25 protein-coding genes are annotated in these 24981 nt (G+C 63.8%); 22 read left to right on the forward strand and 3 right to left on the reverse strand.

The features are described 5' to 3' along the window. The first annotated feature begins 1 nt into the window (after window position 1). Complete coding sequence (gene zapE / locus ACFQNJ_RS08105; RefSeq protein WP_374640507.1) at window positions 2–1099, forward strand: cell division protein ZapE; 1098 nt, start codon at window positions 2–4, stop codon at window positions 1097–1099. Window positions 1100–1165: 66 nt separating this feature from the next. On the opposite strand, the gene ACFQNJ_RS08110 is transcribed toward zapE, so the two are convergent. Both ACFQNJ_RS08110 and ACFQNJ_RS08115 read right to left on the reverse strand, forming a co-directional pair. Next, window positions 1166–1924, reverse strand: a complete 759-nt coding sequence (locus ACFQNJ_RS08110) for a PP2C family protein-serine/threonine phosphatase (RefSeq protein WP_382255851.1) — start codon at window positions 1922–1924, stop codon at window positions 1166–1168. A gap of 165 nt (window positions 1925–2089) precedes the next feature. Next, window positions 2090–2887: an outer membrane protein assembly factor BamD gene (locus ACFQNJ_RS08115; RefSeq protein WP_382255854.1), complete on the reverse strand. Its 798-nt coding sequence runs from the start codon at window positions 2885–2887 to the stop codon at window positions 2090–2092. 76 nt (window positions 2888–2963) lie between these two features. Between ACFQNJ_RS08115 and ACFQNJ_RS08120 the strand changes: the two genes are divergently transcribed. From ACFQNJ_RS08120 to ACFQNJ_RS08220, 21 genes are all read left to right on the forward strand, one after another. Then, on the forward strand, window positions 2964–3953 hold the full coding sequence (locus ACFQNJ_RS08120) for an RluA family pseudouridine synthase (protein WP_382255857.1): 990 nt from the start codon (window positions 2964–2966) through the stop codon (window positions 3951–3953). Window positions 3954–4054: 101 nt separating this feature from the next. Next, a complete protein-coding gene (gene scpB / locus ACFQNJ_RS08125; RefSeq protein WP_382255860.1) occupies window positions 4055–4747 on the forward strand; it encodes an SMC-Scp complex subunit ScpB in 693 nt (230 codons plus the stop codon). Continuing rightward, window positions 4713–5885 carry a pseudouridine synthase gene (locus tag ACFQNJ_RS08130; protein ID WP_382255863.1) on the forward strand — a complete coding sequence of 391 codons (1173 nt, stop codon included), beginning with the start codon at window positions 4713–4715 and terminating at the stop codon, window positions 5883–5885. The genes scpB and ACFQNJ_RS08130 overlap by 35 nt, the downstream gene beginning before the upstream one ends. Before the next feature lie 91 nt (window positions 5886–5976). After that, window positions 5977–6402, forward strand: a complete 426-nt coding sequence (gene ndk / locus ACFQNJ_RS08135; RefSeq protein ID WP_374640514.1) for a nucleoside-diphosphate kinase — start codon at window positions 5977–5979, stop codon at window positions 6400–6402. Between the two features lie 19 nt (window positions 6403–6421). Then, window positions 6422–7588, forward strand: a complete 1167-nt coding sequence (gene rlmN / locus ACFQNJ_RS08140) for a dual-specificity RNA methyltransferase RlmN (RefSeq protein ID WP_382255867.1) — start codon at window positions 6422–6424, stop codon at window positions 7586–7588. A gap of 56 nt (window positions 7589–7644) precedes the next feature. After that, window positions 7645–8436: a type IV pilus biogenesis/stability protein PilW gene (gene pilW, locus ACFQNJ_RS08145; protein WP_382255870.1), complete on the forward strand. Its 792-nt coding sequence runs from the start codon at window positions 7645–7647 to the stop codon at window positions 8434–8436. Beyond that, on the forward strand, window positions 8429–9319 hold the full coding sequence (locus tag ACFQNJ_RS08150; RefSeq protein WP_382255873.1) for a RodZ domain-containing protein: 891 nt from the start codon (window positions 8429–8431) through the stop codon (window positions 9317–9319). The genes pilW and ACFQNJ_RS08150 overlap by 8 nt, the downstream gene beginning before the upstream one ends. Window positions 9320–9345: 26 nt before the next feature. Continuing rightward, complete coding sequence (gene ispG, locus ACFQNJ_RS08155) at window positions 9346–10614, forward strand: flavodoxin-dependent (E)-4-hydroxy-3-methylbut-2-enyl-diphosphate synthase (RefSeq protein ID WP_382255876.1); 1269 nt, start codon at window positions 9346–9348, stop codon at window positions 10612–10614. Between the two features lie 59 nt (window positions 10615–10673). Further along, the gene (gene hisS / locus ACFQNJ_RS08160; RefSeq protein WP_382255878.1) at window positions 10674–11975 is read left to right on the forward strand and encodes a histidine--tRNA ligase; all 1302 of its coding nucleotides are present in this window, start codon (window positions 10674–10676) and stop codon (window positions 11973–11975) included. 59 nt (window positions 11976–12034) lie between these two features. Next, the gene (locus ACFQNJ_RS08165; RefSeq protein ID WP_382255880.1) at window positions 12035–12703 is read left to right on the forward strand and encodes a YfgM family protein; all 669 of its coding nucleotides are present in this window, start codon (window positions 12035–12037) and stop codon (window positions 12701–12703) included. Between the two features lie 2 nt (window positions 12704–12705). Next, the gene (bamB, locus tag ACFQNJ_RS08170; RefSeq protein ID WP_382255883.1) at window positions 12706–13842 is read left to right on the forward strand and encodes an outer membrane protein assembly factor BamB; all 1137 of its coding nucleotides are present in this window, start codon (window positions 12706–12708) and stop codon (window positions 13840–13842) included. A 37-nt stretch (window positions 13843–13879) separates the two neighbouring features. After that, entirely contained in the window at window positions 13880–15232 is a 1353-nt protein-coding gene (der, locus tag ACFQNJ_RS08175) for a ribosome biogenesis GTPase Der (protein WP_382255886.1), read from the forward strand. 67 nt (window positions 15233–15299) lie between these two features. Beyond that, the gene (hfq, locus tag ACFQNJ_RS08180; protein WP_374640545.1) at window positions 15300–15569 is read left to right on the forward strand and encodes an RNA chaperone Hfq; all 270 of its coding nucleotides are present in this window, start codon (window positions 15300–15302) and stop codon (window positions 15567–15569) included. Window positions 15570–15630: 61 nt separating this feature from the next. Beyond that, the gene (gene hflX, locus ACFQNJ_RS08185; protein WP_382255889.1) at window positions 15631–16815 is read left to right on the forward strand and encodes a GTPase HflX; all 1185 of its coding nucleotides are present in this window, start codon (window positions 15631–15633) and stop codon (window positions 16813–16815) included. 106 nt (window positions 16816–16921) lie between these two features. Further along, window positions 16922–18265, forward strand: a complete 1344-nt coding sequence (gene hflK / locus ACFQNJ_RS08190) for an FtsH protease activity modulator HflK (RefSeq protein WP_382256043.1) — start codon at window positions 16922–16924, stop codon at window positions 18263–18265. A 23-nt stretch (window positions 18266–18288) separates the two neighbouring features. Continuing rightward, entirely contained in the window at window positions 18289–19182 is an 894-nt protein-coding gene (gene hflC, locus ACFQNJ_RS08195; RefSeq protein WP_382255892.1) for a protease modulator HflC, read from the forward strand. Window positions 19183–19195: 13 nt separating this feature from the next. Beyond that, window positions 19196–19384, forward strand: a complete 189-nt coding sequence (locus ACFQNJ_RS08200; protein ID WP_382255895.1) for a DUF2065 domain-containing protein — start codon at window positions 19196–19198, stop codon at window positions 19382–19384. A 105-nt stretch (window positions 19385–19489) separates the two neighbouring features. Next, window positions 19490–20653 carry an ATP phosphoribosyltransferase regulatory subunit gene (locus ACFQNJ_RS08205; RefSeq protein ID WP_382255897.1) on the forward strand — a complete coding sequence of 388 codons (1164 nt, stop codon included), beginning with the start codon at window positions 19490–19492 and terminating at the stop codon, window positions 20651–20653. Window positions 20654–20668: 15 nt separating this feature from the next. Then, window positions 20669–22057, forward strand: a complete 1389-nt coding sequence (locus ACFQNJ_RS08210) for an adenylosuccinate synthase (RefSeq protein ID WP_382255899.1) — start codon at window positions 20669–20671, stop codon at window positions 22055–22057. Window positions 22058–22112: 55 nt separating this feature from the next. Next, window positions 22113–22637 carry a phosphoribosyltransferase gene (locus tag ACFQNJ_RS08215; RefSeq protein WP_374640529.1) on the forward strand — a complete coding sequence of 175 codons (525 nt, stop codon included), beginning with the start codon at window positions 22113–22115 and terminating at the stop codon, window positions 22635–22637. A 91-nt stretch (window positions 22638–22728) separates the two neighbouring features. Further along, window positions 22729–23922, forward strand: a complete 1194-nt coding sequence (locus ACFQNJ_RS08220; protein WP_382255902.1) for a cystathionine beta-lyase — start codon at window positions 22729–22731, stop codon at window positions 23920–23922. On the opposite strand, the gene mnmH is transcribed toward ACFQNJ_RS08220, so the two are convergent. After that, window positions 23911–24981 (reverse strand): tRNA 2-selenouridine(34) synthase MnmH, encoded by a 1071-nt coding sequence (mnmH, locus tag ACFQNJ_RS08225; RefSeq protein ID WP_382255905.1) that lies wholly within the window; start codon window positions 24979–24981, stop codon window positions 23911–23913. The two genes, ACFQNJ_RS08220 and mnmH, sit on opposite strands and share 12 nt — an antisense overlap.

Genomic DNA, 24981 nt, shown 5'->3' on the forward strand with positions numbered 1-24981 from the left:
CTTGTCGGTCCGCGCCACCTACGACGCCACGCTTGCCGAGCGTGGCTACACCACCGATCCCGCCCAGCAACGCGCCATTGCCGCGCTGGAGCGGTGTGCCGTCGACTGGACGAACTACAAGCAGAAGCGCTCCAATGCGCTCAAGAAGATGTTCGTCAAACCCGAGATCCCGCGAGGGGTCTACATGTACGGCGGGGTGGGGCGCGGCAAGAGTTTCCTGATGGACTGCTTCTACAACGCGGTTCCGATCCGGCGCAAGACGCGGCTGCATTTCCACGAGTTCATGCGCGAGGTGCACCGCGAGTTGCGCGAGCTGCAGGGCACGGTCAATCCGTTGGACGAACTGGGAAGACGTATCGCCAAGCGTTACAAGCTCATCTGCTTCGACGAGTTCCACGTGGCCGACGTCACCGACGCGATGATCCTGCACCGGCTGCTGGACGCTTTGTTCAAGGCGGGCGTTGGTTTCGTGACCACCTCCAACTTCCACCCCGATGGCCTGTACCCCAACGGATTGCATCGCGACCGGATTCTCCCTGCCATCGAGTTGCTCAAGCAGCGGCTGGAGATCATCAACGTGGACAACGGCACGGACTACCGTCAGCGTACGCTGACCCATGTCCAGCTGTACCACTGCCCGCTGGGCGAGGCTGCCGACGCCGCCATGGAAGAGACGTTCACCCAACTGGCGGAAGCGCATGACCAGGATCCGGTGATGCAGATCGAGTCCCGGGAGATACGGGCCATCCGACGTGCTGGCGGGGTCATCTGGTTTGATTTCCGCACGCTCTGCGGTGGTCCCCGATCGCAGAACGACTATCTGGAAATCGCCACACAGTTCCACACGCTGCTGCTGTCCAATGTGCCCCAGATGGCCGTTCGTCAGGCCTCGGAAGCTCGGCGATTCACCTGGCTGATCGACGTGCTCTACGACCGCCGCGTGAAGCTGGTCATGTCGGCCGCCGTGCCGCCGGATCAGTTGTACCTCGAAGGCCCGATGTCGCACGAGTTCCCCCGCACGGTGTCCCGCCTGGGCGAGATGCAGTCAGAGGAATACCTCAGCCTCGAACACCGCGCGGTCGACACGGGCCTGACCTGAATGGCCCTTTAAGCTGAGCCGGTGTGACTCAGACGCTGGGCCCGCAGGTACCTTATGGTCCTTGGCTCAGTTCAGGGTGTCTAGCTTGACGATCACGAGCGACAGGTTGTCGCCCATGCCCTTGGCGCGGGTGCGTGCTTTCTGGATCAGGAACTCGCAAGCCTCTCTGGGCGTGAGCATGGCAATCGTGCTGGAGAGCTCCTCCGGCGTGAAGTAGTGCCACACCCCGTCGCTGCAGGCCAGCAGGGCATCTCCGGGAGCCAGCTTCGGAACCACGTGCAGGTCGACCGGTGGATCGTTGTCGGTCCCCAGGCATCCCATCAGGATATTGGAGTGGGGATGATCCAGTGCCTCCTCCTCGGTGATCTCGCCCTGGTTGACCAGGGTCTGCACGTAGGAGTGGTCCATGGTCCGGAACACCATTCGTCCGTTGTGGAAGTGATAAATGCGGGAGTCACCGGCATGAACCCAGTGGCTGTCACCACCCGGGTTGATCAGAAACGCGGCGATGGTGCTGTGGGGTTCCTGTTCGGCCGACACGGCGGTCAACTTGATCACCAGATGAGATTCCTCAACGATCTGCCGCAGCATGCTTGAGGGATCGTCCGTTTCCGGGTCATAGCGCTCAAACAGCTGGCGGGCCGTGAGCATGACCTGATCAGACGCCTTGCGGCCACCGCTGCGACCACCCATGCCGTCGGCCACCACGGCCAGCAGGCACCCTGGGTTGCGGGCGTGATGCAGCAGGCAGACCTGATCTTGCTGGTAGTCGCGATCCCCGCGGTGAATCCCGGTGGATGCGGTGATGCGATAGCCTTTGGTCATGTCAGGGGATGTCTGGTGATGAGGAGTAACTACCGTGATGGTAGCCAAAAGTTGACATTTCCCCCGGACTCCATGTCCTCACGGGACCGCTGTGTGGTGTCTGAGGCACACATTCTGGAGCCGGCGGCGAAAGTCAGCGTTTGCGTTCCCCTGACAGTTGGCCGGTCACCAGAGCTTCCACCAAGGTTCGTCGCGCTGCTTGAATCCGCCCGACAGGTACTCCGTGCGAGGGTAGCTGGCGGTCAGGACACGACGGGCATCGTCACGCAACTCGGTCATGCCCAACGCATCATATGACCGCACCAGGATGTAGAGCGCCTCTTCGAGGGCAGGTGCATCGGCATACTCGGCCACTGCCGATTGGGCGCGGTTGATCGCGGCCACATAGGCGCCGCGCGTGAAGTAGTAACGGGCGACGTGAACCTCGTATTGCGCCAGCGAGTTGATGATGTAGGTCATCCGCGCACGTGCGTCGGCCGAATAGCGTGAGTCCGGAAAGCGGGTCACCAGCTCGCGGAAGGACTCGAAAGACTCCTTGGCCGCTTTCTGGTCCCGCTCCGACAGATCCTGGCGGGACAGGGAGCCGAAGAGTCCGAGGTTGTCGTTGAAATTGATCAGGCCCTTGAGGTAGAGCGCATAGTCCATCGCCGGGCTGGCGGGGTGCAGCTTGATGAAGCGGTCGATGGCCGCCAGACCCTGGGCCTGCTCACCCGCCTTGTAGTGGGTGAAGGCCTTGTCCAGCTGGGCCTGCTGGGCAAGGGGTGTTCCAGCCGCGCGGCCTTCCAATTTCTCGTACAGGACCACCGCCTTGTCGAAGTTGCCGGAGTTGCGCTCGTCCTGCGCTTCGCTGTAAATCTTGTTGGGGCTCCAGTTGGCCGTCTCGTCCTTTGGCGTGCTGCTGCAACCCTGCAGCAACACCGCCGCGGCAACCAGCGCGAGTGGGACCGACGATAATCTGGACATACGCATCACTCGCTCACCTTTTCAACGGGAATATCGATTCTTGCCATCTGAAATTATATCGACCGACCCTGCGAGTATGGCAGCTCAGGAAGCGCCAGAAGACGAGGTCGATGCACAGGATCCGGCTTTGGCCGATCCCGAGACGCGGGTGTGTCCCGTGCCCGCTCAATGGCACGGCCAGCGTTTGGACAAGGTGCTGGCGGCGCTGGTTCCCGAGTTTTCGAGATCGTACCTCCAGCAGCTGATTGCCAGCGGTGCGGTTTCCCGCGCCGGAAGCCCGCTGATCAAGTCCGCGAGCAAGGTCTCCGTGGGCGAGGAGCTGATGGTCGAGTTGCGACCGACCCAGCAGACGCTGGCTTTCGTGCCCCAGCCGATCGCGCTGGACGTGGCCTATGAGGACGACCACCTGCTGGTCATCCGAAAGCCCGCCGGACTGGTGGTGCATCCGGCGGCCGGCAACTGGAGTGGCACCCTGCTCAATGGGCTTCTGGCGTACCATGCCGCCGCCGCTTCCCTTCCTCGGGCGGGCATCGTGCACCGACTGGACAAGGACACTTCGGGTCTGATGCTGGTCGGCAAGTCACGCCCGGCGGTGGACGCCCTGGTCAAAGCCATCGCTGCGCGTGAAGTCGGGCGGCAGTACCTGGCCCTGGCTCATGCCCCGTGGTGTCGCGAAGAGGTCGTCGACGTCGAGCAGCCGATCGGAAGGGATCCACGCAATCGCCTGCGAATGGCGGTGGTGCCCGATGGCAAACAGGCCAGAACCACGGTGACCATGCTCGGCAGCAACGATCAGGCCTGTCTGGTGAGTTGTAGGCTTCATACCGGGCGGACCCATCAGATCCGTGTGCACATGGCCTGGCTGGGGCATCCTCTCGTGGGAGATGTGTTGTACGGGGGGCGCCCCCAATGGGGTCTGGCCCGGCAGGCACTTCATGCGTTCCGGCTGGCGCTGCGGCATCCGGTCACCGGGGAGCCGTTGGCTTTCGAGTGGGGGTTGCCGCCGGATCTGATGCAGGCAGTGGATGCGGCAGGGCTCCGCTACAATGGGGAAGAACTGCGCTGAGGCACTTTGTCGGAAGCGCTCCCATGGCCTGTCAGCCCACCGGGCGGCGTCCGCAGACTGCCGGAACCTAGGCCCTGCTCCCCACTCAACTGTCCATCGCGATGAATACCTCGGATGCCCGCCGCGTCCTCGAAACCGCGTTGATCTGTGCCCAGCAGCCATTGACCCTGAAGGACATGGGCACGCTTTTTGACGACGAGGTTTCGCCGGACACCCTCAAGCGCCTGCTGACCGAGCTTCAGGCTGAGTGGACGCATCGCGGTGTGGAGCTGGTGAAGGTCGCCACCGGGTGGCGATTCCAGAGCAGGCCGGAGCTGCGACCCTACCTGGACCGTCTTCACCCGGAGAAGCCGCCGCGGTACAGCCGGGCCACGATGGAGACACTGGCCATCATTGCCTACCGTCAGCCCGTCACCCGTGGCGACATGGAAGAGATCCGGGGGGTCACCATCAACTCGGCCATTCTCAAGCAACTGGAAGACAGGGGCTGGGTTGAAGTGATCGGTCATCGCGAAACCGTGGGCCGCCCGGCCCTGTTTGCCACCACCAGGCAGTTCCTGGACGATCTGGGGCTGTCGTCCCTTGATCGGCTGCCTCCGCTGGAAGGCGGTGACGTGCAGGAGTCCGCGCTGGATCGGCTGGATTTCGAAGCATTGTCGTCTTCTCTGCCGCCCATGGAGGGAGACGCAGATCCCGTTGATACCGCCAGCGAAGAACCCCATACTCCCGGCCCAGCCGAACAACCGAGCCTGATTAACGATGAACCCGGCCAAGAAAACCCCGCGCAAGCCTGAGATGGCTGACTCAGCCAAGCCTGTTGAAACTGGGGTTCCAGACGAGGAGGCTCTGAGCTTCGAAGAGGTGGTCAGCGGCGAGTTCGATGCGCAGCAGGAGGGCGACGCGCGGCCGCTCAAGCGTGTCCTTGCGCCCCAGGCGGACTCCCCCAAGCTGCACAAGGTGCTGGCTCAGGCGGGCATGGGGTCGCGGCTGGAAATGGAACAGATGATCCTGGAGGGGCGGATTTCGGTCAATGGCGAGCCTGCTCACGTGGGCCAGCGGATCCAGTATGGGGACAGCATCAAGGTCAACGGCAAGCCGGTGCGTGTTCGCATTGCACCACCGCCCCCGAGGGTGTTGGCCTATCACAAGCCCGCTGGCGAAGTGGTCACGCATGACGACCCCCAGAATCGCCCGACTGTGTTTCGTCGTCTGCCCAGGCTGCAGCATGGCAAATGGCAGTCCGTCGGGCGTCTGGATCTGAATACTGAAGGTTTGCTGCTGTTTACCAGTTCGGGTGAACTGGCGAACCGGCTCATGCATCCCCGTTTCGGGCTTGAGCGCGAATACGCGGTGCGGGTGCTTGGCGCCCTGTCCAACGAGGAAAAACGCCGTCTGCTCGATGGCGTCCAGCTTGACGACGGCATGGCGCAGTTCGGCTCCATCGAGGACGGTGGCGGTGACGGGGCCAACTGCTGGTACCGGGTCACCATAGCCGAGGGCCGCAACCGGGAGGTCCGACGCATGCTCGAGGCGGTCGGTCATGCGGTCAGCCGCCTGATTCGTATCCGTTACGGAGCCATGGTGCTTCCCCGTGGTCTGAAGCGCGGCGCGTGGGTCGAGCTGGGCCCTCAGGACATCGCTCGGCTGACTGCGGCTGCGGGCATGCCCGCCCAGCCACCTGCAGCACCGGCCAGGCCTGGCGCGGGCAGGGGGCCTGTGGCCTCCAGAGGGCGAGGGGATCGTTCTGCGCCGGCAGGCACTGGCCGTGGCCGGGGTGCTGGCAAGCCGGCCGGAAAACCCGCGGGACAGCCCGATCCGATGAAGACCTCCTATGGTTACATCGGCCAGGATGCCTTGCAGCGACAGCGCGACCAGGAGGGGCGCCGGCCTCCCGGGCCTCGTCGTCAGGGCGGTCGTGGTCCCGGTCGCTGAACACGGGGAAAACCTGTCGCCGTTGTAGAATCGCAAGCTTTGCGAAAGCTCGCAAGGAACCACTTTTACTCACACAATTCCAAGGAATACCATGGCCATCGAACGTACCCTGTCCATCATCAAGCCCGACGCCGTTGCCAAGAACGTGATCGGCCAGATCTACGCCCGTTTCGAGGCTGCCGGCCTCAAGGTCGTGGCTGCCCGTATGGCGCATCTGTCGCGCCGTGAGGCCGAGCAGTTCTACGCCGTTCACAAGGAGCGTCCTTTCTTCAAGGATCTGGTGGATTTCATGATCTCCGGCCCGGTGATGATCCAGGTGCTCGAAGGCGAAGGCGCCATCCTGAAGAACCGTGACCTGATGGGTGCCACCGACCCCAAGAAGGCAGCCCCTGGCACCATCCGCGCCGACTTCGCCGACAGCATCGACGCCAACGCCGTCCATGGCTCCGATGCTCCCGAAACCGCAGCCGTGGAAGTAGCCTTCTTCTTCCCCGGCATGAACGTGTACTCGCGCTGATCTGCGCGAACGCCATGTCATGACGGTCAATCTGCTCGACTTCGATCTCGAGGGCTTGGCCGGCTTTTGCGAACAGCTGGGCGAAAAGCGCTTCCGCGCCGTTCAGCTGTTTCGCTGGATCCACCAAAAGGGTGCGTCCCGGTTTGAAGAAATGACCGACCTCGCGAAGAGCCTTCGCGAGAAGCTTCCATCGGTCTGCACCGTCTCCGGACTGCCGGTCCTTTCCAGGCAGGATTCGGCCGACGGCACCATCAAATGGCTCTTTGACGTGGGCGACGGCAATGCCGTCGAAACCGTTTTCATCCCGGAGGACGACCGGGGCACCTTGTGCGTGTCATCGCAGGCGGGTTGTGCCGTCGGTTGCCGTTTCTGCTCCACCGGACATCAGGGCTTTTCCCGCAACCTGACCACCGGTGAGATCCTGGCTCAGCTCTGGTATGCCGAGCACTACCTGCGGCGTCACCTGGGCACCGCCGATCGGGTGATCACCAACGTGGTCATGATGGGCATGGGCGAGCCGCTCCAGAACTATGGCGCGCTTGTGCCTGCGCTGCGGGTGATGCTGGACGATCATGGGTACGGCCTCTCGCGCCGTCGTGTGACGGTTTCCACTTCGGGTGTCGTCCCGATGATCGATCGCCTGGCCAAGGATTGTCCGGTGGCCCTCGCGGTGTCGCTGCATGCCACCAACGACGCCTTGCGAGACGTGCTGGTTCCCCTGAACAGGAAGTACCCGATCGCCGAATTGCTGGACGCCTGTCTGCGCTATCTGCCGGCTGCCCCCAGGGACTTCATCACGTTTGAATACTGCATGCTCGATGGCGTCAACGATCAGCCCGAGCACGCCCGGGAATTGCTGGCGCTGCTGCGCCAGCATGCGGGCAGGGGGGTGCCGGCCAAGGTCAACCTTATTCCGTTCAACCCGTTTCCGGACTCCGGTCTGAAGTGCTCACCCCGCCCGGTCGTTCTCAGGTTCGGTCAGATCCTCAATGAGGGTGGCATCGTCACCACGGTCAGAAAAACCCGGGGAGACGATATCGACGCAGCCTGTGGTCAGCTCGCAGGCGATGTACTGGATCGCACCAACGCCGCCCGGCGACTTGCCCAGCGACGTGTTGATTCCGTTCACCCGATCCGGGTGGTTCCACTGGCTCGCCATTCCCGCAACGAGGAGGATCCTGCATGACCCCTGTTTCACCCCACGCCACTGAGCCGCGGCGCCCGATGTCACCGTGGTCACGGATGACCGCTGTCCTCGGCGGGTTGCTGATCGCTTCCGTGCTGGCAGGCTGTGCAACAGGGGCTGGCAGCCCGGTGAGCGGTCCCTCCGCTGAACCGATGACCGAATCGGACGAACCGGAAGCCCGCAAGCGCGCCCGGCTGCGTATCGAGCTTGCGAGCGGCTATTTCGAGCAGGGGAAAACCACCGTCGCCCTTGATGAAATCAAGCAGGCGGTGGCTGCGGATCCGACGTTTGGTCCTGCTTACGTGCTGCGTGGGCTGGTCTACATGAGGCTCAACGACAACCGCTTGGCCGAAGAGAGCTTTCAGCGGGCATTGCAGTTGAACCAGCGCGACCCGGACGCCTTGCACAACTATGGCTGGTTCCAGTGCCGTCAGGGGCGTCACCAGCAGGCGATAGATCTCTTCGCGCGGGCATTGGCCAGCCCGACCTACGGCGGACAGGCCAAGACCCTCAAGCTCAAGGGCGTCTGCCAGATCAACATGGGGCAACTGCCCGAGGCCGAGGGCACCCTGGCCCGTGCCTACGAGCTGGACCCAGCCGATCCTGTGACCGCGTACAACCTCGCGAACCTGATTCACCGCCGTGGCGATGACGTGAAGGCGCAGTTCTATGCCCGGCGGCTGAACAACTCCGAAATGGCCAATGCCCAATCCCTCTGGTTGGGCATCCGCATCGAGCGTCGCCTGGGTGAACGCACGGCCGCCGAACAGTTGGCCCAGCAGCTGGGGCGTCGTTTCCCACAGTCGCCCGAGTGGGCCGCCTATCGGCGTGGAGCCTTCAATGAGTGATACTGCCGGTTCGCCACCTGTGCGTCTGAGGCAAGCCCGGGAGGCTGCGGGATTGCACATAGCCGCCTTGGCGGCTGCGCTGAAGGTGCCGGTGCGAAAGCTTGAGCTGCTTGAGGCGGGCCGCTATGACGATCTGCCCGACTTGACGTTCGCCCGTGCCCTGGCGTCGAGTGTCTGCCGGCACCTGAAGGTGGATCCCGCGCCGGTGCTGGAGGAAATTCCCCAGCCGGAAGAGCCTCACCTGAGCCAGTTCCCCAAGGCCATCAGCGCGCCCTTCAGGACCCCGCCACCCGAGACTGGCGGTGGGAGTTCCGGTTCGGGTTCGCGTTGGGTCATGGGGCTCGGTGGGCTTCTGGTGCTCGCGGCAGCAGCGGTGGTGCTCTTGCCTGATCCGTCGAGCTGGTCTGGCTGGTTTCAGCGGTCCGGTGGTGAAGCGACCGTCACGCAGACGCCGGGTTCCACCCCCTCCGTGGTCGTCGAGTCTGTGACGTCCGCTCCAGTTTCCCCGAACGCTGCGGCACCGGCTCAGCCGGACCTGCTGCCGTCTGCCCCTGCGCCGGATGCGTCCGTGTCGTCGCCGCCTTCCGTGTCGATCAGCGGCGCGCCTCAGGTCGCCGAGGCGCCGACGCCTGAGGCGAAGACCGCTGGTCAGCTTCTGGTGCTGAAAGCCAGAGGCGATTCGTGGGTGGAGGTGGTCAATGGCAGCGGAGCGGTGGTGGTCAAGCGCATGATGCTTGCCGGTGATGTGCTGGATTTTTCCAATGCTCCCCCGTACTCGGTGGTGGTTGGCCGTGCCGATCAGGTGGACGTGATGGTCCGGGGCCAGCTTCTGGATACCGCGCCGATGACCCGAAACAGCGTGGCCCGCTTCGAGGTGAAGTAATGATGGCGTCTCTGGACAATCAGGACATGGCCCCTTTGGCAGTCGCTTCGCCGATCCCTTTGGGCGTGGCCGCTGCGCGCCGCACGCGTCAGGGCGTGGTTTCCTGGGGAAGCCACCAGGTGACCGTGGGTGGGAATGCACCGGTGCGCGTGCAGTCGATGACGAACACCGACACGGCCGACGCCATCGCTACCGCGATCCAGGTCAAGGAGCTCGCCCAGGCCGGTTCCGAGTTGGTGCGCATCACCGTCAACAACGATGAAGCAGCGAGGGCGGTGCCCTACATTCGCGAGCAGTTGGATCGGATGGGTATTCCGGTCCCGCTGATCGGTGACTTCCACTACAACGGGCACAAGCTGCTGACCGAGCATCCCGCCTGTGCGGAAGCCCTGTCCAAGTACCGGATCAATCCGGGCAACGTCGGCAAGGGCGAGAAGGGCGATCGCCAGTTTGCCCAGATGGTCGAGATCGCCGCGCGACTCGGCAAGCACATCCGCATCGGGGTGAACTGGGGCAGTCTCGATCAGGAACTGCTCGCCCGCCTGATGGACGAAAACTCCCGAAGGGCTCAGCCATGGGATGCTCGCCAGGTGATGTATGAGGCGCTGATCACATCCGCGCTCGATTCAGCAGCCAAGGCCGAGGCCATCGGGCTGGATGGCCGAAACATCGTGCTGTCGTGCAAGGTCAGCGGCGTGCAGGACCTGATCGCCGTTTACCAGGAGCTGGCCAGACGCTGCGACTACGCCTTGCATCTGGGACTGACCGAGGCGGGAATGGGCACCAAGGGGGCTGTGGCCTCGACGGCGGCCCTTTCCGTGCTGCTGCAGCAGGGCATCGGCGACACCATCCGGGTATCTCTCACGCCTCAGCCCGGTGAGTCCCGGACGCAGGAAGTCGTCATTGCCAGCGAGATTCTCCAAGCGTTGGGTCTTCGCGCTTTCGTCCCCAGCGTGACCGCCTGTCCGGGGTGCGGCCGCACGACCAGCACCGTGTTCCAGGAGCTGGCCAAGCAGATCGACGACTACCTGCGAACCTCCATGCCGGTCTGGCGCAGCCGCTACCCCGGGGTGGAAGGCCTCAAGGTGGCGGTCATGGGGTGCATCGTCAACGGTCCTGGTGAAAGCAAGCATGCCGATATCGGTATCAGCCTGCCCGGCACCGGCGAAGCGCCTGCGGCCCCCGTCTACATCGACGGCGAAAAGGCCATGACGCTGCGAGGTGATGCCATCGCGCAGGAATTCCAGCAAATTGTTGACAACTACATCCAACGGCGATTTGGCAGTGGCACCTGAACGTGCCCGTGCTGGCGTCGCGCCAGTGCCTGCCCGATGGCCTGAACTGATACTTTTCCATGGCTGACAAACTGGTTGCCGTCAAAGGCATGAACGACATTGCGCCTCCCGTTTCTGCTCATTGGGAGTGGCTGGAGGAGACCCTTCGTTCGCTCATGCAGCGATATGGCTACCGCAATCTGAGAACGCCCATCGTTGAGCCGACCGCCCTATTCGTTCGCGGTCTGGGTGAGGTCACCGACATTGTCGAGAAGGAGATGTACTCTTTCGAAGACCGCCTCAACGGTGAGCAACTGACCCTGCGTCCCGAGAACACGGCCGGGGTCGTCCGTGCGGTGGTGGAGCATTCCCTTCTGTACGACGGAGGCAAGCGCCTGTACTACATGGGGCCCATGTTCCGGCATGAGCGGCCCCAGCGCGGGCGCTATCGCCAGTTCCACCAGTTCGGGGCAGAGGCCCTGGGTTTTGCAGGGCCGGATGTCGACGCCGAGCTGATCACCATGGCGTGCGATCTGTGGTCCGTTCTGGGTCTGTCGGGTATCGAGTTGGAGATCAACAGTCTCGGTCAGCCTGCCGAGCGCCAGGCGCATCGCCAGGCGTTGATCGCCTACCTGGAAGCTCATGCCGATTTGCTGGATGAGGACGCCAGGCGTCGCCTCCACAGCAACCCCTTGCGCATTCTGGACACCAAGAATCCCGCGATGCAGGAAATGGTCAACGCGGCACCCCGTCTCATGGACTATCTGGGTGAGGCATCCCTGGACCACTTCCAGCGTCTGCGTTCCCTGCTGGATGCCCAGGGCATCGCCTACCGCATCAATCCACGCCTGGTGCGCGGCATGGATTACTACAACCTCAGCGTCTTCGAGTTTGTGACGACCCAGCTGGGATCGCAAGGCACGGTGTGTGCAGGCGGCCGCTACGACGGCCTGATTGCCCAGATCGGTGGCAAGCCCGCTCCGGCAGTGGGTTGGGCCCTGGGGATGGAGCGCATTCTTGAACTGCTCAAGGAGCAGGCACGTCTGCCCGGCCAACCCCAGCCGGACGCCTATGCGGTGATCCCTGAAGTCTCGGCGATGCCTGTCGCCATGGGCCTGCTGCGCCAGTTGCGGCAGCAGGGGGTGAACGTGCTGATGCATGCCGGTGGCCCTGAGGGCATGGGCAGCATGAAGTCGCAGTTCAAGAAGGCCGATGCCAGTGGCGCACGTTTCGCCCTGATTTTTGGGGAGCAGGAGTTGAAGCAGGGCATGGTGGCCCTCAAGCCGTTGCGAGGTGATCGGGCAGCGCCGGGTGCCGAGGAACAGAGACTGCGTCCCTTGTCCGAAGCAACGGGCTGGGCCTCTGAATTGAAGGCCGACTGACCCAAGCCGGACCGTACAACGCCCCCTGCATACAATCCGGGCAAGTTCTCCAATACATCATGGCCAAACACCTCGACCTCGAAGAGCAGGAACAGCTCGACCAAATCAAACACTTCTGGGCCCAGTATGGCAACCTGATCACCTGGGTCCTGATCATCGTGCTCGGTGCGATGGCCGCCTGGAATGGTTGGCGTTACTGGGAGCGTTCCCAGTCCACCAAGGCGGCGGTGCTGCACGACGAGCTGGAGCGCGCAGCCGAGGCACGGGATACGGCGCGGCTGGAGGATGCCCTTGGCAAGCTCAGGGAGGGTTTCGGCTCGACCACGCAGGCCTCTCAGGGGGCGCTGCTGGCTGCCAAGGCCTTTCACGAGCAGGGCAAGCAGGATGCTGCCCGCTCGGCGTTGAGCTGGGTGGTGGACAAGGGGGCCGATGAAGCCTATCAGGCGGTGGCCCGTTTGCGCCTGGCGGCCCTGGAGCTTGAGGCGGGGCAGCACGAGCAGGCGCTGAAGCGGCTTGATGGCAAGGTGCCCGCCGACTTCCAGGGGCTGTTCGAGGATCGTCGTGGAGACATCCTGCTGGCCCAAGGCAAGCCGGACGAGGCGCGCAAGCACTTCGAGAGCGCCTGGAAGTCGCTGGGTGAACGCAATCCGTACCGCAAACTGGTCGAGGTCAAGCTGGCTTCCCTGGGGGTGGCTGCGGCCGCCCTGACCGCGTCCAAGGAGCCCTGAACATGGCACAAGCGACCTCGCGTCCCTATCGGTCACTTTTGGCGGCGCTGCTCAGTGCGGCGTTGCTCGCCGCCTGTTCGTCGACGGCAGAGCGCCCCAAGCCGGCCAACCTGCCGCCCGTGGCGTCGTTGATCGGCACCAAGCTGGTGTGGTCGGCCCAGGTTGGGCGTGTCCCCGGTCAAGCGGTTCCGACGGTGGCGGCTGGCCGACTGTTCGTGGCCGGCGCAGACAATCAGGTGTTTTCCATCGATGCTGGGACAGGGCGCGAGCTCTGGCGCATGCGGCTGGATGCGCCAGCCACCACCGGGGTCGGTTCCGACGGGGATACCGCGGCCGTCGTGACGACCCGCAATGACCTGGTGGCCATCGACAATGGTCGTGAATTGTGGCGGGTCAGGTTGCCGGCGCGGGCCTTCAGCACACCACTGGTGGCTGGCAAACGCGTGTTTGTCCTCACGGGCGAGAGAACCGTCCTGGCCTATGACGGACGGACGGGCGCTCGGCTGTGGTCGCAGCAACGCCCTGGCGAGCCACTGGTGCTGCAGCAGCCCGGCGTGTTGACCGCAGTGGGGGACACGCTGGTGGCTGGGTTGTCGGGCAGGCTGACCGGTCTCAATCCGCTCAACGGCAGCTTCCGTTGGGAGGCCACGGTGGCCACCTCAAGAGGCACCAATGAGGTTGAACGTCTGGTGGACATCGTGGCTCCCTTCAGCCGACAGGGCAGCAACCTGTGTGTCCGGGCCTATGGTGCTGCTGTGGGTTGTGTGGATGCCGACCGCGGCACCCTGGTGTGGACCCGCGTGGCCAGCGGTCCGGCAGGGGTGCATGGCGATGCGGATCTCGTGTTTGGAGCGGACGGTGACGGGGTGATGCGCGCCTGGCGGCGCAGCAACGGAGAGCCCGCATGGACCAATGACCGTCTGAAATGGCGCGATCTGGGTGCACCCCAGGCCTTGGGCAGGGTGGTGGCTTTCGGGGACTCGTCGGGGTTGGTGCATCTGGTCTCGCGCGAGGATGGATCGGAGATGACGCGGTTGTCCACCGACGGTTCTCCCATCGTCGGGGCTCCCTTGCTGGCAGGCCCGTCGCTGATCGTGCAGACGCGCAATGGCGGCATCTACGCCTGGCAGCCACAATGATGGCGGTTGTTGATCTACGAAACCTGAAAGGTTGTTCTTGAAGCCTGTCATTGCTCTTGTCGGACGGCCCAATGTGGGCAAATCGACCTTGTTCAATCGTCTGACGGGCACCCGTGATGCGATCGTTGCCGATTTCGCCGGGTTGACGCGCGATCGTCACTACGGCAATGGACGGGCAGGCAGTCGAGAGTTCATCGTGATCGACACCGGGGGCTTTGAGCCCGATGCCGGTGAAGGCAGCATCTATCGGGAAATGGCCAAGCAGACACGCCAGGCGGTGGCCGAATCCGATGTGGTGATTTTCGTGGTGGACGCACGTGCGGGGCTGTCTGCCCAGGATCATGAGATCGCCAATTATTTGCGCCGTCTCGGCAAGCCCACCCTGCTGGTGGCCAACAAGGCCGAGGGCATGACCCAGGGCTTGCAACTGGTGGAGTTCTTCGAGCTGGGCTTGGGCGAGGTGTTTCCGGTCTCCGGGGCACACGGTCAGGGTATCCGCAGCATGCTGGACAAGGCGCTGGACATGCTGCCTTTGCCCGAGGATGACGGTGCTGATGGCGATCTGGACGAAGCTCAGGCGCCGGATGCGACCATTCGACTGGCCGTGGCTGGGCGGCCCAATGTCGGCAAGTCCACGCTCATCAATGTCTGGCTGGGCGAGGAAAGGCTGGTCGCCTTTGACATGCCGGGAACGACCCGGGACGCGATCAGTGTGCCTTTCGAGCGAAATGGCCGCAAGTTCGAGCTCATCGATACCGCCGGCCTGCGGCGCAAGGGCCGGGTGTTCGAGGCGATCGAAAAGTTCTCGGTTGTGAAGACGCTGCAAGCCATCGAGAGTGCGCATGTGGTCCTGTTGCTGCTCGATGCCACCCAGGGGGTGACCGATCAGGATGCCCATATCGCGGGCTACATCCTGGAGAGCGGTCGCGCGGTGGTGCTGGCGATCAACAAGTGGGACGCGGTGGATGCCTATCAGCGCGAGCAGGTGGAGCGGCAGGTGGAGAACCGCCTGTCATTTCTCAAGTTTGCGCCGCTTCATCTGATTTCGGCGCGCAAGCGACAGGGCCTGGGTCCGCTCTGGAAGTCGATTGCCCAGGCGCATGCCTCTGCGATGCGCAAGATGTCGACGCCCATGCTCACACGACTGCTGCAGGAGTCGGTGGCCTTCCAGGCGCCGCCCAAGACAGGCATGTACCGACCCAAGATGCGCTACGCCCACCAGGGCGGCATGAACCCGCCGGTGATCGTGATCCACGGCAACTCGCTGGAGAACGTGCCGGAGGTCTACCGGCGGTTCCTGGAAGGGCGGTTCCGCAAGGCCTTCGACCTGGTGGGTACGCCCTTGCGCATCGAGTTCAAGACATCGCACAACCCTTACGAAGAGACCTGAACCCGGTGTCGGCAGCGCACCGGGTGACCGCCTGTGGTATTGTGCGAGTCCTATCAACCCGTTCTATCTGAACACGGAGCATATCGTGAGCAATAACAAAGGCCAGCTTTTGCAAGACCCGTTCCTCAACCAGCTTCGCCGGGAGCATGTGCCCGTGTCGATCTATCTGGTCAACGGGATCAAGCTGCAAGGCCAGATCGAGTCCTTTGACCAGTACGTCGTTCTGCTTCGCAACACAGTCACCCAGATGGTTTACAAACATGCCATCTCCACCATCGTTCCTGGTCGCCCTGTCCAGTTCAGCGTGGCTCAGCAAGACGAATCGGCTTCCTCCTGATCATCAAGCCCACGAGAGCGGGCCGCACACCGGTCCGGTGGTGGCGGCCTGACGCATACTTTTGACCCAGTCCGCCCCGTCCAAGTCCGCCACGCCATCGGTCATTCTTGTTGGTGTGGACTTCGGTTTGCCACATTTCGACAGTGAGCTCGAAGAGCTCGGTCTGCTCGCTCAGACTGCTGGCTATTCGGTCGCTGGTCGGGTCGCCTGCAAGCGTCGAGCCCCCGACCCCGCGCTGTTTGTCGGGTCAGGCAAAGCCGACGAAATTCGCATGCTGGCAGAGAGCACCGGCGCCACGGAGGTGCTTTTCGACCAGGCGCTCAGCCCTGCCCAGCAGCGCAATCTGGAGCGTCATCTGGGCCTGGCGGTCAACGACCGTACGCTGCTCATCCTGGAAATCTTCGCCCAGCGGGCCCGCAGCCACGAAGGCAAACTGCAGGTGGAGTTGGCGAGGCTTCAGTACCTGCAGACACGTCTGGTCAGACGCTGGTCCCACCTGGAGCGCCAAAGCGGTGGCATTGGCATGCGGGGCGGCCCCGGCGAGACCCAGATCGAGCTGGACCGTCGCATGATTGGCGATGCCATCAAGCGCACACGCGACCGGCTGGACAAGGTCAAGCGCCAGCGGGCCACGCAGCGTCGCCAGCGCGAGCGCAGGGACGCCTTCAACATATCGCTGGTGGGCTACACCAACGCAGGCAAGTCTTCCTTGTTCAACGCGCTCGTCAAGGCGCGGGCTTACGCGGCCGACCAGCTCTTTGCCACGCTGGACACCACCACCCGGCAGCTGTATCTCGGTGAGGCCGGTCGATCGGTTTCCCTGTCGGATACCGTCGGTTTCATCCGCGATCTGCCACACGGGCTGGTCAATGCGTTCGCCGCCACGCTGCAGGAAGCCGCCGATGCCGACCTGCTGCTGCATGTGGTCGATGCCTCGAATCCGGGACACCCGGAGCAGATTGCCTCGGTGCAAGAGGTCCTGCGGGAGATCGGCGCGGGCGAAATCCCACAGGTTCTGGTCTTCAACAAACTCGATGCCGTCGAACCTGACCGACAGCCTCTGGTATTGTCCGATTGCGTGGAACTTGGCGGGCAGCAGGTGCCTCGTATTTTCCTGAGCGCACGCACGGGCGTCGGCCTCGATGAGCTTCGGGCTCTGCTGGCTGAACGCGCACTGGCCAGTGCCCAGGACAAGTCCCCTGTGTCCGGCGGCCATCAGGGCGATGGTGAAGACGGTTGCCCGTGATTGGGCACAATGGCAAATATCGATCCGACACTGATCTGAACGGAAATCCTTACACATGGATGTGCAAATGAATCGTCCGGCCAGCCAAGCCACCCTGTTGCAGAGGATGGTGTTTCGCCTGCAGCGCAGCATGCCGGGCATGTTCAACCTGAACGATCCACGTTGGGGTCGGGGTGATGACGAAGGTGCTTCGCCGGAGCAGCGGCCTCGCCCAGAGGCTCAGGATGAGCCGGATCGCTCCGGTCAGCGCGGCCAGCGCCCCGGTGGTCCGAACCAGGGGCCGCCCGACCTGGATGAGCTCTGGCGCGACTTCAATCGCAAGCTCGGCGGTTTGCTCGGTAGCGGGCAGGGTGGTCGCGGCGGAAGATCCGGTGGTGGTCAGGGAGGGGGAAGCCCCGGTTTCAACCCCAGCCCCAAATCGGCGGGCATTGGCGTCGGGCTGATCGCCGGTGTGGCGGTGCTGATCTGGCTGGGCACGGGGTTCTTCATCGTGCAGGAAGGCCAGCAGGCGGTGATCACGCAGTTCGGCAAGTACCACAGCACCGTCGGCGCAGGCTTCAACTGGCGACTGCCTTATCCCGTCCAGCGCCATGAAACCGTTTTTGTCACGCAGTTGCGTTCGGTCGACGTGGGCAGGGACACCATCGTTCCGGCCACCGGCATTCGCGAATCGTCGATGCTGACCGAGGACGAGAACATCGTTGACATCAAGTTTGTGGTGCAGTACCGACTCAGTGACGCGCGGGCCTTCCTGTTCGAGAGCCGTGATCCGGATGCCGCCGTGGTGAAGGCGGCCGAGACCGCCGTGCGCGAGGTGGTTGGCAAGATGAAGATGGATGCGGTCCTGGCCGAGGAGCGAGACCAGATCGCGCCGCGTGTGCGCAACCTCATGCAGACCATTCTCGACCGCTACAACGTGGGCATCGAAATCGCCGGCGTCAACCTCCAGCAGGGCGGGGTGCGTCCGCCAGAACAGGTGCAGGCGGCTTTTGACGACGTGCTCAAGGCCAGCCAGGAACGGGACCGCGCAAAGAACGAGGCCGAGGCCTATGCGAACGATGTGGTGCCGCGCGCCCGCGGTACCGCGTCCCGATTGCTGGAAGAGGCGGAAGGCTACCGGGCTCGCATCGTGGCTCAGGCCCAAGGTGACTCGCAACGCTTCAGCTCGGTGCTGGCGGAGTATCAAAAGGCGCCCCAGGTGACCCGTGAGCGCATGTACCTCGACACCATGCAGGAGATCTACACCAACGTGACCAAAGTGATGGTGGACTCGAAGGCCGGATCGAATCTGCTGTACCTGCCGTTGGACAAGATCATCCAGTCGGCTGGCGCGGTGGCACCGGCAACTTCGCCGGTGACCGTATCCCCCCCGTCGTCGACCTCTCCGTCGACGCCTGCCACGGGCAGTGCGGCTGGTTCCGCCCGTTCGCGTGAGCGTGAGAGCCGCTGAAAACGCAGGGAGAAGACTTCATCATGAACAAGATCGGATTTCTCGTTTCGTCGGTTCTGGTGGCACTGGCCCTGGCCAGTTCCATGCTGTTCGTTGTCGACCAGCGCCAGTTCGGTGTGCTGTTCCAGCTGGGACAGATCAAGCAGGTGGTGACCGAGCCCGGGCTGAACTTCAAGTTGCCACCTCCTTTCCAGAACGTGTCCTACATCGACAAGCGTCTGCTGACGCTGGAGAGCAACGACACGGAACCCACGCTGACCGCCGAGAAGCAGCGCGTGGTGATCGACTGGTATGTGCGCTGGCGCATCAGCGATCCGCAGGCGTACATCCGCAATGTGGGTCTCAATGAGGCTGCCGGTGCCCTTCAGCTCAACCGCGTGGTGCGAAACTCGTTCCAGCAGGAAGTCAACAAGCGCACCCTCAAGGACCTGCTGAACACCCAGCGTGAGCAGCTGATGGCGGATGTCCGCAAGGAAGTGCTGGAAGCGGTGCGCGACGAACAGAAGCCTTGGGGCGTTGACGTCGTGGATGTTCGCATCACGCGTGTGGACTACGCCGACACGATCACCCGTTCGGTCTATGACCGGATGGAGGCCGAGCGCAAGCGCGTGGCCAACGAGCTGCGGTCGACCGGTTTCGCCGAGGGCGAGAAGATCCGTGCCGAGGCGGACCGTCAGCGCGAGACCATCGTGGCTGAAGCCTACAAGCAGGCGCAGACGATCAAGGGTGAGGGCGATGCCAAGGCGGCCGCCGTCTACAACGAGGCCTTCGGCCGCGATCCGGCGTTCGCGCAGTTCTACCGCAGCCTGGATGCCTACAAGGCCAGCTTCGCCAAGAAGTCGGACGTGATGGTGGTGGATCCGTCCAGCGAGTTCTTCAAATCCCTGCGCGGCAGCAATCCTGCCACGCAGCGCTGATCCAGCGGCGTCGGTGGACGACGTCCTCTGGGCGGCCCTTGCGCTGGTGTTGGTCTTCGAGGGGCTGCTGCCCCTCGTCGCGCCGGGTCTGTGGCGCCGTGTGTTTTCCGAGTTGATGAGGTTGCAGGACGGCCAGATCCGTTTCTACGGGCTGGTCACCGTGGCGCTGGGCCTGCTGGTCTGGTGGTGGTCCGGCAACTGACCGCCGGGGCTGAGCAGGCGGGTCGACAGCCTGCCGCCGATCCGGGTGCGGATCTGCGTCCACTTCACCGGTAAAATCACGTTTTTAACAGCCCCCTGAATTTCCATGTCCGCCTGGGTTCTCCCGGATCACATTGCCGATGTCCTGCCTTCCGAGGCGCGGCACATCGAAGAACTTCGCAGGAGCCTGCTCGATACGGCCCGGGGCTACGGCTATGAGCTCGTCATGCCGCCTCTCCTGGAACACCTGGAGTCGCTCCTGACGGGCACGGGTGAAGCGCTGGGTCTGCACACGTTCAAACTGGTGGATCAGCTCTCAGGCAGGTCCTTGGGGCTGCGTGCGGACAGCACGCCGCAGGTGGCGCGCATTGATGCCCATTTGCTCAACCGCCTCGGGGTCACTCGCCTGTGCTACTGTGGCCCAGTGGTGCATACGCGGGTGGACCGTCCCGGTGCCAGTCGGGAGCCTCTGCAGTTCGGCGCCGAAATCTACGGTCATGGCGGTCGTGAGGCCGATCTTGAGGCGCTGGAGCTGGCCCAGGCCTGTCTGGCGGCGGCCGGACTCGATGGGCTTCAGCTGGACATGGCCGATGTCCGGGTGATCGATGCGGTCATGGCGCCCGTCTCGCTGGACCCCTCACGCGTTCTGTCGATCCATACGGCGTTGGCCGCCAAGGATGTGTCGGCATTGACCGCACTGTCCGAGGGTTTGCCGCACACGGTGCAACGGGATCTTGTCACCCTGACGCGCCTGTTTGGCGACGCCTCGATCCTTGAGGAGGCACGCCAGCGCTTGCAGCCATCGCCGGCCTTGCACGAGGCTCTGGACAGCCTTTCCTGGCTGGCCAGTCAGGTCAGAGGCATGGCGGTCACCATCGACTTGGCGGACCTGCGCGGCTACGCGTACTACACGGGCATGCGCTTTGCCGTGTTCGCGCGTGGCCGACGTGGCGAGCCGCTGGAACTGGCCCGGGGTGGCCGCTACGACGAGGTCGGCGCCATTTTTGGCCGCAAGCGTCCTGCGGTCGGATTCAGTCTGGATCTCAAGGAACTGGTGTCGGCGGTCGCGCCCCGTCCGCTGGTGGCGGCCATCCGGGCGCCCTGGGGCACCGACGCCAGCCTGCGTCAGGCCATTGCCGAATTGCGCCAGCAGGGACAGACCGTGGTTTGTGCGCTGCCAGGCCACGATCACGAAGTCGACGAGTTCCTGTGTGACCGCGAACTGGTCAAAGACCCCGCCAGCGGAGCCTGGACCCTCAAAACCCTCTAATCGGAATCAGCAGAGATGATGAACAGCAAGAGCGCCGTGCAACCCGGGCGCAACGTGGTCGTGGTGGGCACCCAGTGGGGTGATGAGGGCAAGGGCAAGCTGGTCGACTGGCTGACCGAAACGGCCCAGGGCGTGGTGCGCTTCCAGGGTGGCCACAACGCGGGCCACACGCTGGTGATCAATGGGGTCAAGACCGCGCTTCACCTGATCCCCAGTGGCATCATGCGTCCCGGGGTCAAGTGCTACATCGGCAATGGCGTGGTGCTGTCGGTGGGCAAGCTGTTCGAGGAAATCGCCGGTCTGGAGAAAGCCGGGGTCGAGGTCCGATCGCGCCTGCGCGTGAGCGAGGGCTGTCCGCTGATCCTGCCGTTCCACGCGGCCATCGACATCGCCCGCGAGGCGGCCAAAGTCAAGGCCGGCACCGAGAAGATCGGCACGACGGGTCGAGGCATCGGTCCTGCCTATGAAGACAAGATCGCCCGCCGCGCATTGCGCGTGCAGGACTTGAAGTACCCCGAGCGTTTTGCGGCCAAGCTGCGTGAACTGCTGGCTCTGCACAACCATGTGCTGACCACCTTCCTGCATTCGGCCGACATGGTCTGGGACGAGAAACTGGCCGGCTACATGAAGGACGGCGAAATCCAGTTCGAGCCGGTCTATGCCGAAGCCATGGCCCAGGCAGAGCAGCTCAAGCCGATGATCGCCGACGTGTCACGCGAGCTCAATGAGGCGAACAAGGCCGGGTCCAATCTGCTGTTCGAGGGTGCACAGGGCACCTTGCTGGACGTCGATCATGGCACCTATCCCTTCGTCACCTCCAGCAACTGCGTCGCCGGCAATGCGGCCGCGGGTGCCGGTGTCGGTCCTGGCCTGTTGCATTACGTTCTGGGCATCACCAAGGCCTATTGCACGCGCGTGGGCGGAGGTCCATTCCCCACCGAGCTGGAGTGGGAAAAGGAAGGCACGCCGGGCTGGCACATGAGCACCGTGGGCGCCGAAAAGGGCGTGACGACCGGCCGGTCGCGCCGCTGTGGCTGGTTCGATGCCGCACTGCTCAAGCGCTCGGCCCAGGTCAACGGACTGTCTGGTCTTTGCATCACCAAGCTGGATGTGCTGGACGGGCTGCCCGAGCTGAAGCTCTGCGTGGGTTACGAACTTGACGGCGAGCAGATCGATATCCTGCCCATGGGCGCGGACGAGATTGCCCGCTGCCAGCCGGTCTATGAGACGCTGCCTGGTTGGACCGAGTCTTCGGTGGGGGTCACACGCTACGAGGACCTGCCGGCCAACGCCCGGCGCTATCTGGACCGTATCCAGGAGACCACCGGCGTGCCGATCCACGTCGTCTCCACCAGCCCGGATCGGGATCACACCATCCTGATCCGCCATCCGTACCAGGCCTGATACCCAGGGCCCGGTTTTTCTGCAGAATTCCACCATCCCCCACCGCGGAGCGCCCATGCTGACCGAAGACGGCAAACACCTGTACGTGTCGTACGACGAGTACCACAACCTCATCGAAAAGCTGGCGATCAAGGTGTACCAGTCGGGGTGGGAGTTCGACACCATCCTGTGTCTGGCCCGTGGCGGGATGCGCCCCGGTGACATCCTCTCGCGCATCTTCGACAAGCCGCTGGCCATCATGTCGACCAGTTCTTACCGCGCCGATGCCGGGACCGTGCAGGGGCAGCTCGACATTGCCCGCTACATCACGACGCCCAAAGGCGAGATCGCTGGCCGGGTCCTGCTGGTCGACGACCTGGCGGACTCGGGTCATACCCTGCGTGCGGTGATCGACACCCTGAAAAACCACTATCAGCCGATCACCGAGTTGCGCAGTGCCGTGATCTGGACCAAGGCGGTTTCGGTGTTCACGCCAGACTACTCGGTGGAATTTCTGCCGACCAACCCCTGGATCCATCAGCCCTTCGAAAGCTACGACAGCATGCGCCCGGCGCAACTGATCGAGAAATGGAAGGTATGAGCTTGAGGCTCTCCGACCACCTGCTCTCATGAAGATGGCGGCCCGTTTGCGGGCCGTTTGTCATTGATCATCCTCATTTGGAACCACTGCCATGACCGACCTGTCCACCCAGCTGATCCATCATGCCTACCGAGCACCCGATGGCTTTGACGCGGTGGCGCCGGGCGTGCACAAGGCGTCCACGGTGTTCTTTCCCAATGTGAAGGCCTTGCGGACTCAGGACTGGAAGGACAAGAGCGGCTATACCTACGGTCTCCATGGCACACCCACCACCTTCATTCTGGAGGAGAGGATCGCCACCATCGAGGGAGGGCGCTACTGCGTACTGGCGCCCAGCGGTCTGTCTGCGGTGTCCCTGGTGGACATGGCCTTTCTTCGGCAGGGCGATGAACTGCTGATTCCCGACAACGCCTACGGCCCCAACAAGGCGTTCGCCAGTGTGGAGCTCAAGGCCTGGGGCATCGAGCACCGCTACTACGACCCTATGGACCCCGCCGATCTGGCGGCCAAGATCACGCCGGCCACGCGCCTGGTCTGGATTGAGGCACCGGGGTCCATCACCCTGGAATTTCCTGACATTCCGGCGCTGGTGGCTGTGATCCGTCGGGCCAATGAAGGGCGCTCACGCCCCATCATTTCAGCGCTGGACAACACCTGGGGCGCCGGGCTGGCGTTCGGTGCCTTCGAGCTCGGTGTGGACGTGTCCATGCAGGCGCTGACCAAGTACCCCAGTGGCGGGGCCGATGTGCTCATGGGTTCGGTGGTGACGGCGGACGAAGACCTGCACCGGCAGGTCTTGCTGACCCACATGCGTCTGGGCTTGGGCGTGGGCGCCAACGACGCCGAACTGGTGCTGCGTGGCCTGCCCACCTTGACCCTGCGTTATCAGGCCCAGGATGCTGCCACGCGGGAGCTGGCGACGTGGATGCAGACCCAGCCGGGGGTGGCTCAAGTCCTTCATCCTGCGCTGGCGGGCTCACCCGGACATGAGGCATGGCGGCGGGATGCGCGGGCGGCGGCCTGCCTGTTCAGCGTGGTGTTTGAAGAACGTTTCAGCCAGGCGCAGGTGGATGCCTTCTGTGACCGGCTGCAGCTGTTCCGGCTGGGGTGGAGCTGGGCCGGCCCCATCAGCCTGTGCGCTCCCTACGATGTCCCGGCCATCCGTTCAGCTACCCGCTGGCCTCACAAAGGGGGGCTGGTGCGCTTTGCGGTCGGTCTGGAAGGCGAGGAAGACCTCAAGGCCGATCTGGCGCAGGCACTGTCGACGATGCGGTCAGACGGCTGAGGCCTGGCCGGTGACGAGTTGCCGGGCCGCCTCCTGCAACGCTGTGGTTGAGCGGTCGGGCAGGGCGATCACGTCCGCCTGGTCATATTGCCGGAAGTTGCGACGGATGGATGCCATGTAGAGAGGGTCGTAGTGGCTGACCAGCAGGTCCAGCACCACCGCCGGGATCTGGCCCGCCTGAACCTGTTCAATCCAGCGGTCGACCACCGCGTGTCCACGCAGCTCGGTAAGGGCCTTGAGCCGCTCGCAGAAGTGGGCGGTGTCCTTCACGAAGAAATCGTAGTCTTCGAGCAGAAGCGCCACCCGCTCCTCGTCGGGCAGGCGCAGGTCGATGCAGGGACTGCCGCGCATCGCTTCGATGAGGGCGTCGGGCACACGCAGGTTGCCGACTTTCTTGCTTTCGCTCTCCACAAACACGGGGCGGGCAGGGTCGAAGCGCTGCAGGGCATCCCAGATCAGGCGGTCGAAGGCTTTCTGGCTGGGCTGTGGCACCCCGGGTATGTGCCCCAGCACCGAGCTGCGGTGGCAGGCGATCGCTTCGAGGTCCAGCACCTGGGCACCCTGGCCGGCCAGGGCCTGCAGCAGGCGGGTCTTGCCGCTACCCGTGGGGCCGCAGACCACGCGGAAATTCAGGCGCTGCGCCAGTCGGGGCATGTCGTCCACCAGGGCCGCACGCCAGGCTTTGTAGCCTCCTTCGATGAGCGTGACCTGAAAGCCGATGGCTCCCAGAATGGTCGCCAGTGAGCCGCTGCGGTTGCCTCCGCGCCAGCAGTAGACCAGCGGCTTCCAGTCCTTGGGCTTGTCCAGGACATGACGCTCGATGTGGGCTGCGATGTTGCGGGCCGCGATCGCTGCACCTCGCTTCTTGGCTTCGAACGCGTTGACCTGCTTGTACATCGTGCCGATGTCGATGCGCTCCTGGTTGTCCAGGGTCGGCCAGTTGATGGCGCCAGGCACATGGTCGAGGGCATACTCGTCCTCGGTTCGGGCATCGATGACGGTGTCGAAGTCGCCCAGGCGTGACAGGGCTTCGGTGGCAGGCAGGGTTCTGACGGGCAT

The sequence above is a fragment of the Hydrogenophaga bisanensis genome (genome assembly GCF_042665135.1).
Lineage (GTDB): Bacteria > Pseudomonadota > Gammaproteobacteria > Burkholderiales > Burkholderiaceae_C > Hydrogenophaga > Hydrogenophaga bisanensis.

What these genes read in the sequence shown, in the direction of transcription:
- ACFQNJ_RS08110 (WP_382255851.1), bottom strand. Translation starts at nt 1,924, where the DNA reads ATGACCAAAGGCTATCGCATCACCGCATCCACCGGGATTCACCGCGGG.
- ACFQNJ_RS08115 (WP_382255854.1), bottom strand. Translation starts at nt 2,887, where the DNA reads ATGTCCAGATTATCGTCGGTCCCACTCGCGCTGGTTGCCGCGGCGGTG.
- ACFQNJ_RS08120 (WP_382255857.1), top strand. Translation starts at nt 2,964, where the DNA reads ATGGCAGCTCAGGAAGCGCCAGAAGACGAGGTCGATGCACAGGATCCG.
- scpB (WP_382255860.1), top strand. Translation starts at nt 4,055, where the DNA reads ATGAATACCTCGGATGCCCGCCGCGTCCTCGAAACCGCGTTGATCTGT.
- ACFQNJ_RS08130 (WP_382255863.1), top strand. Translation starts at nt 4,713, where the DNA reads ATGAACCCGGCCAAGAAAACCCCGCGCAAGCCTGAGATGGCTGACTCA.
- ndk (WP_374640514.1), top strand. Translation starts at nt 5,977, where the DNA reads ATGGCCATCGAACGTACCCTGTCCATCATCAAGCCCGACGCCGTTGCC.
- rlmN (WP_382255867.1), top strand. Translation starts at nt 6,422, where the DNA reads ATGACGGTCAATCTGCTCGACTTCGATCTCGAGGGCTTGGCCGGCTTT.
- pilW (WP_382255870.1), top strand. Translation starts at nt 7,645, where the DNA reads ATGACCGCTGTCCTCGGCGGGTTGCTGATCGCTTCCGTGCTGGCAGGC.
- ACFQNJ_RS08150 (WP_382255873.1), top strand. Translation starts at nt 8,429, where the DNA reads ATGAGTGATACTGCCGGTTCGCCACCTGTGCGTCTGAGGCAAGCCCGG.
- ispG (WP_382255876.1), top strand. Translation starts at nt 9,346, where the DNA reads ATGGCCCCTTTGGCAGTCGCTTCGCCGATCCCTTTGGGCGTGGCCGCT.
- hisS (WP_382255878.1), top strand. Translation starts at nt 10,674, where the DNA reads ATGGCTGACAAACTGGTTGCCGTCAAAGGCATGAACGACATTGCGCCT.
- ACFQNJ_RS08165 (WP_382255880.1), top strand. Translation starts at nt 12,035, where the DNA reads ATGGCCAAACACCTCGACCTCGAAGAGCAGGAACAGCTCGACCAAATC.
- bamB (WP_382255883.1), top strand. Translation starts at nt 12,706, where the DNA reads ATGGCACAAGCGACCTCGCGTCCCTATCGGTCACTTTTGGCGGCGCTG.
- hflK (WP_382256043.1), top strand. Translation starts at nt 16,922, where the DNA reads ATGGTGTTTCGCCTGCAGCGCAGCATGCCGGGCATGTTCAACCTGAAC.
- hflC (WP_382255892.1), top strand. Translation starts at nt 18,289, where the DNA reads ATGAACAAGATCGGATTTCTCGTTTCGTCGGTTCTGGTGGCACTGGCC.
- ACFQNJ_RS08205 (WP_382255897.1), top strand. Translation starts at nt 19,490, where the DNA reads ATGTCCGCCTGGGTTCTCCCGGATCACATTGCCGATGTCCTGCCTTCC.
- ACFQNJ_RS08210 (WP_382255899.1), top strand. Translation starts at nt 20,669, where the DNA reads ATGATGAACAGCAAGAGCGCCGTGCAACCCGGGCGCAACGTGGTCGTG.
- ACFQNJ_RS08215 (WP_374640529.1), top strand. Translation starts at nt 22,113, where the DNA reads ATGCTGACCGAAGACGGCAAACACCTGTACGTGTCGTACGACGAGTAC.
- ACFQNJ_RS08220 (WP_382255902.1), top strand. Translation starts at nt 22,729, where the DNA reads ATGACCGACCTGTCCACCCAGCTGATCCATCATGCCTACCGAGCACCC.
- mnmH (WP_382255905.1), bottom strand. Translation starts at nt 24,981, where the DNA reads ATGCCCGTCAGAACCCTGCCTGCCACCGAAGCCCTGTCACGCCTGGGC.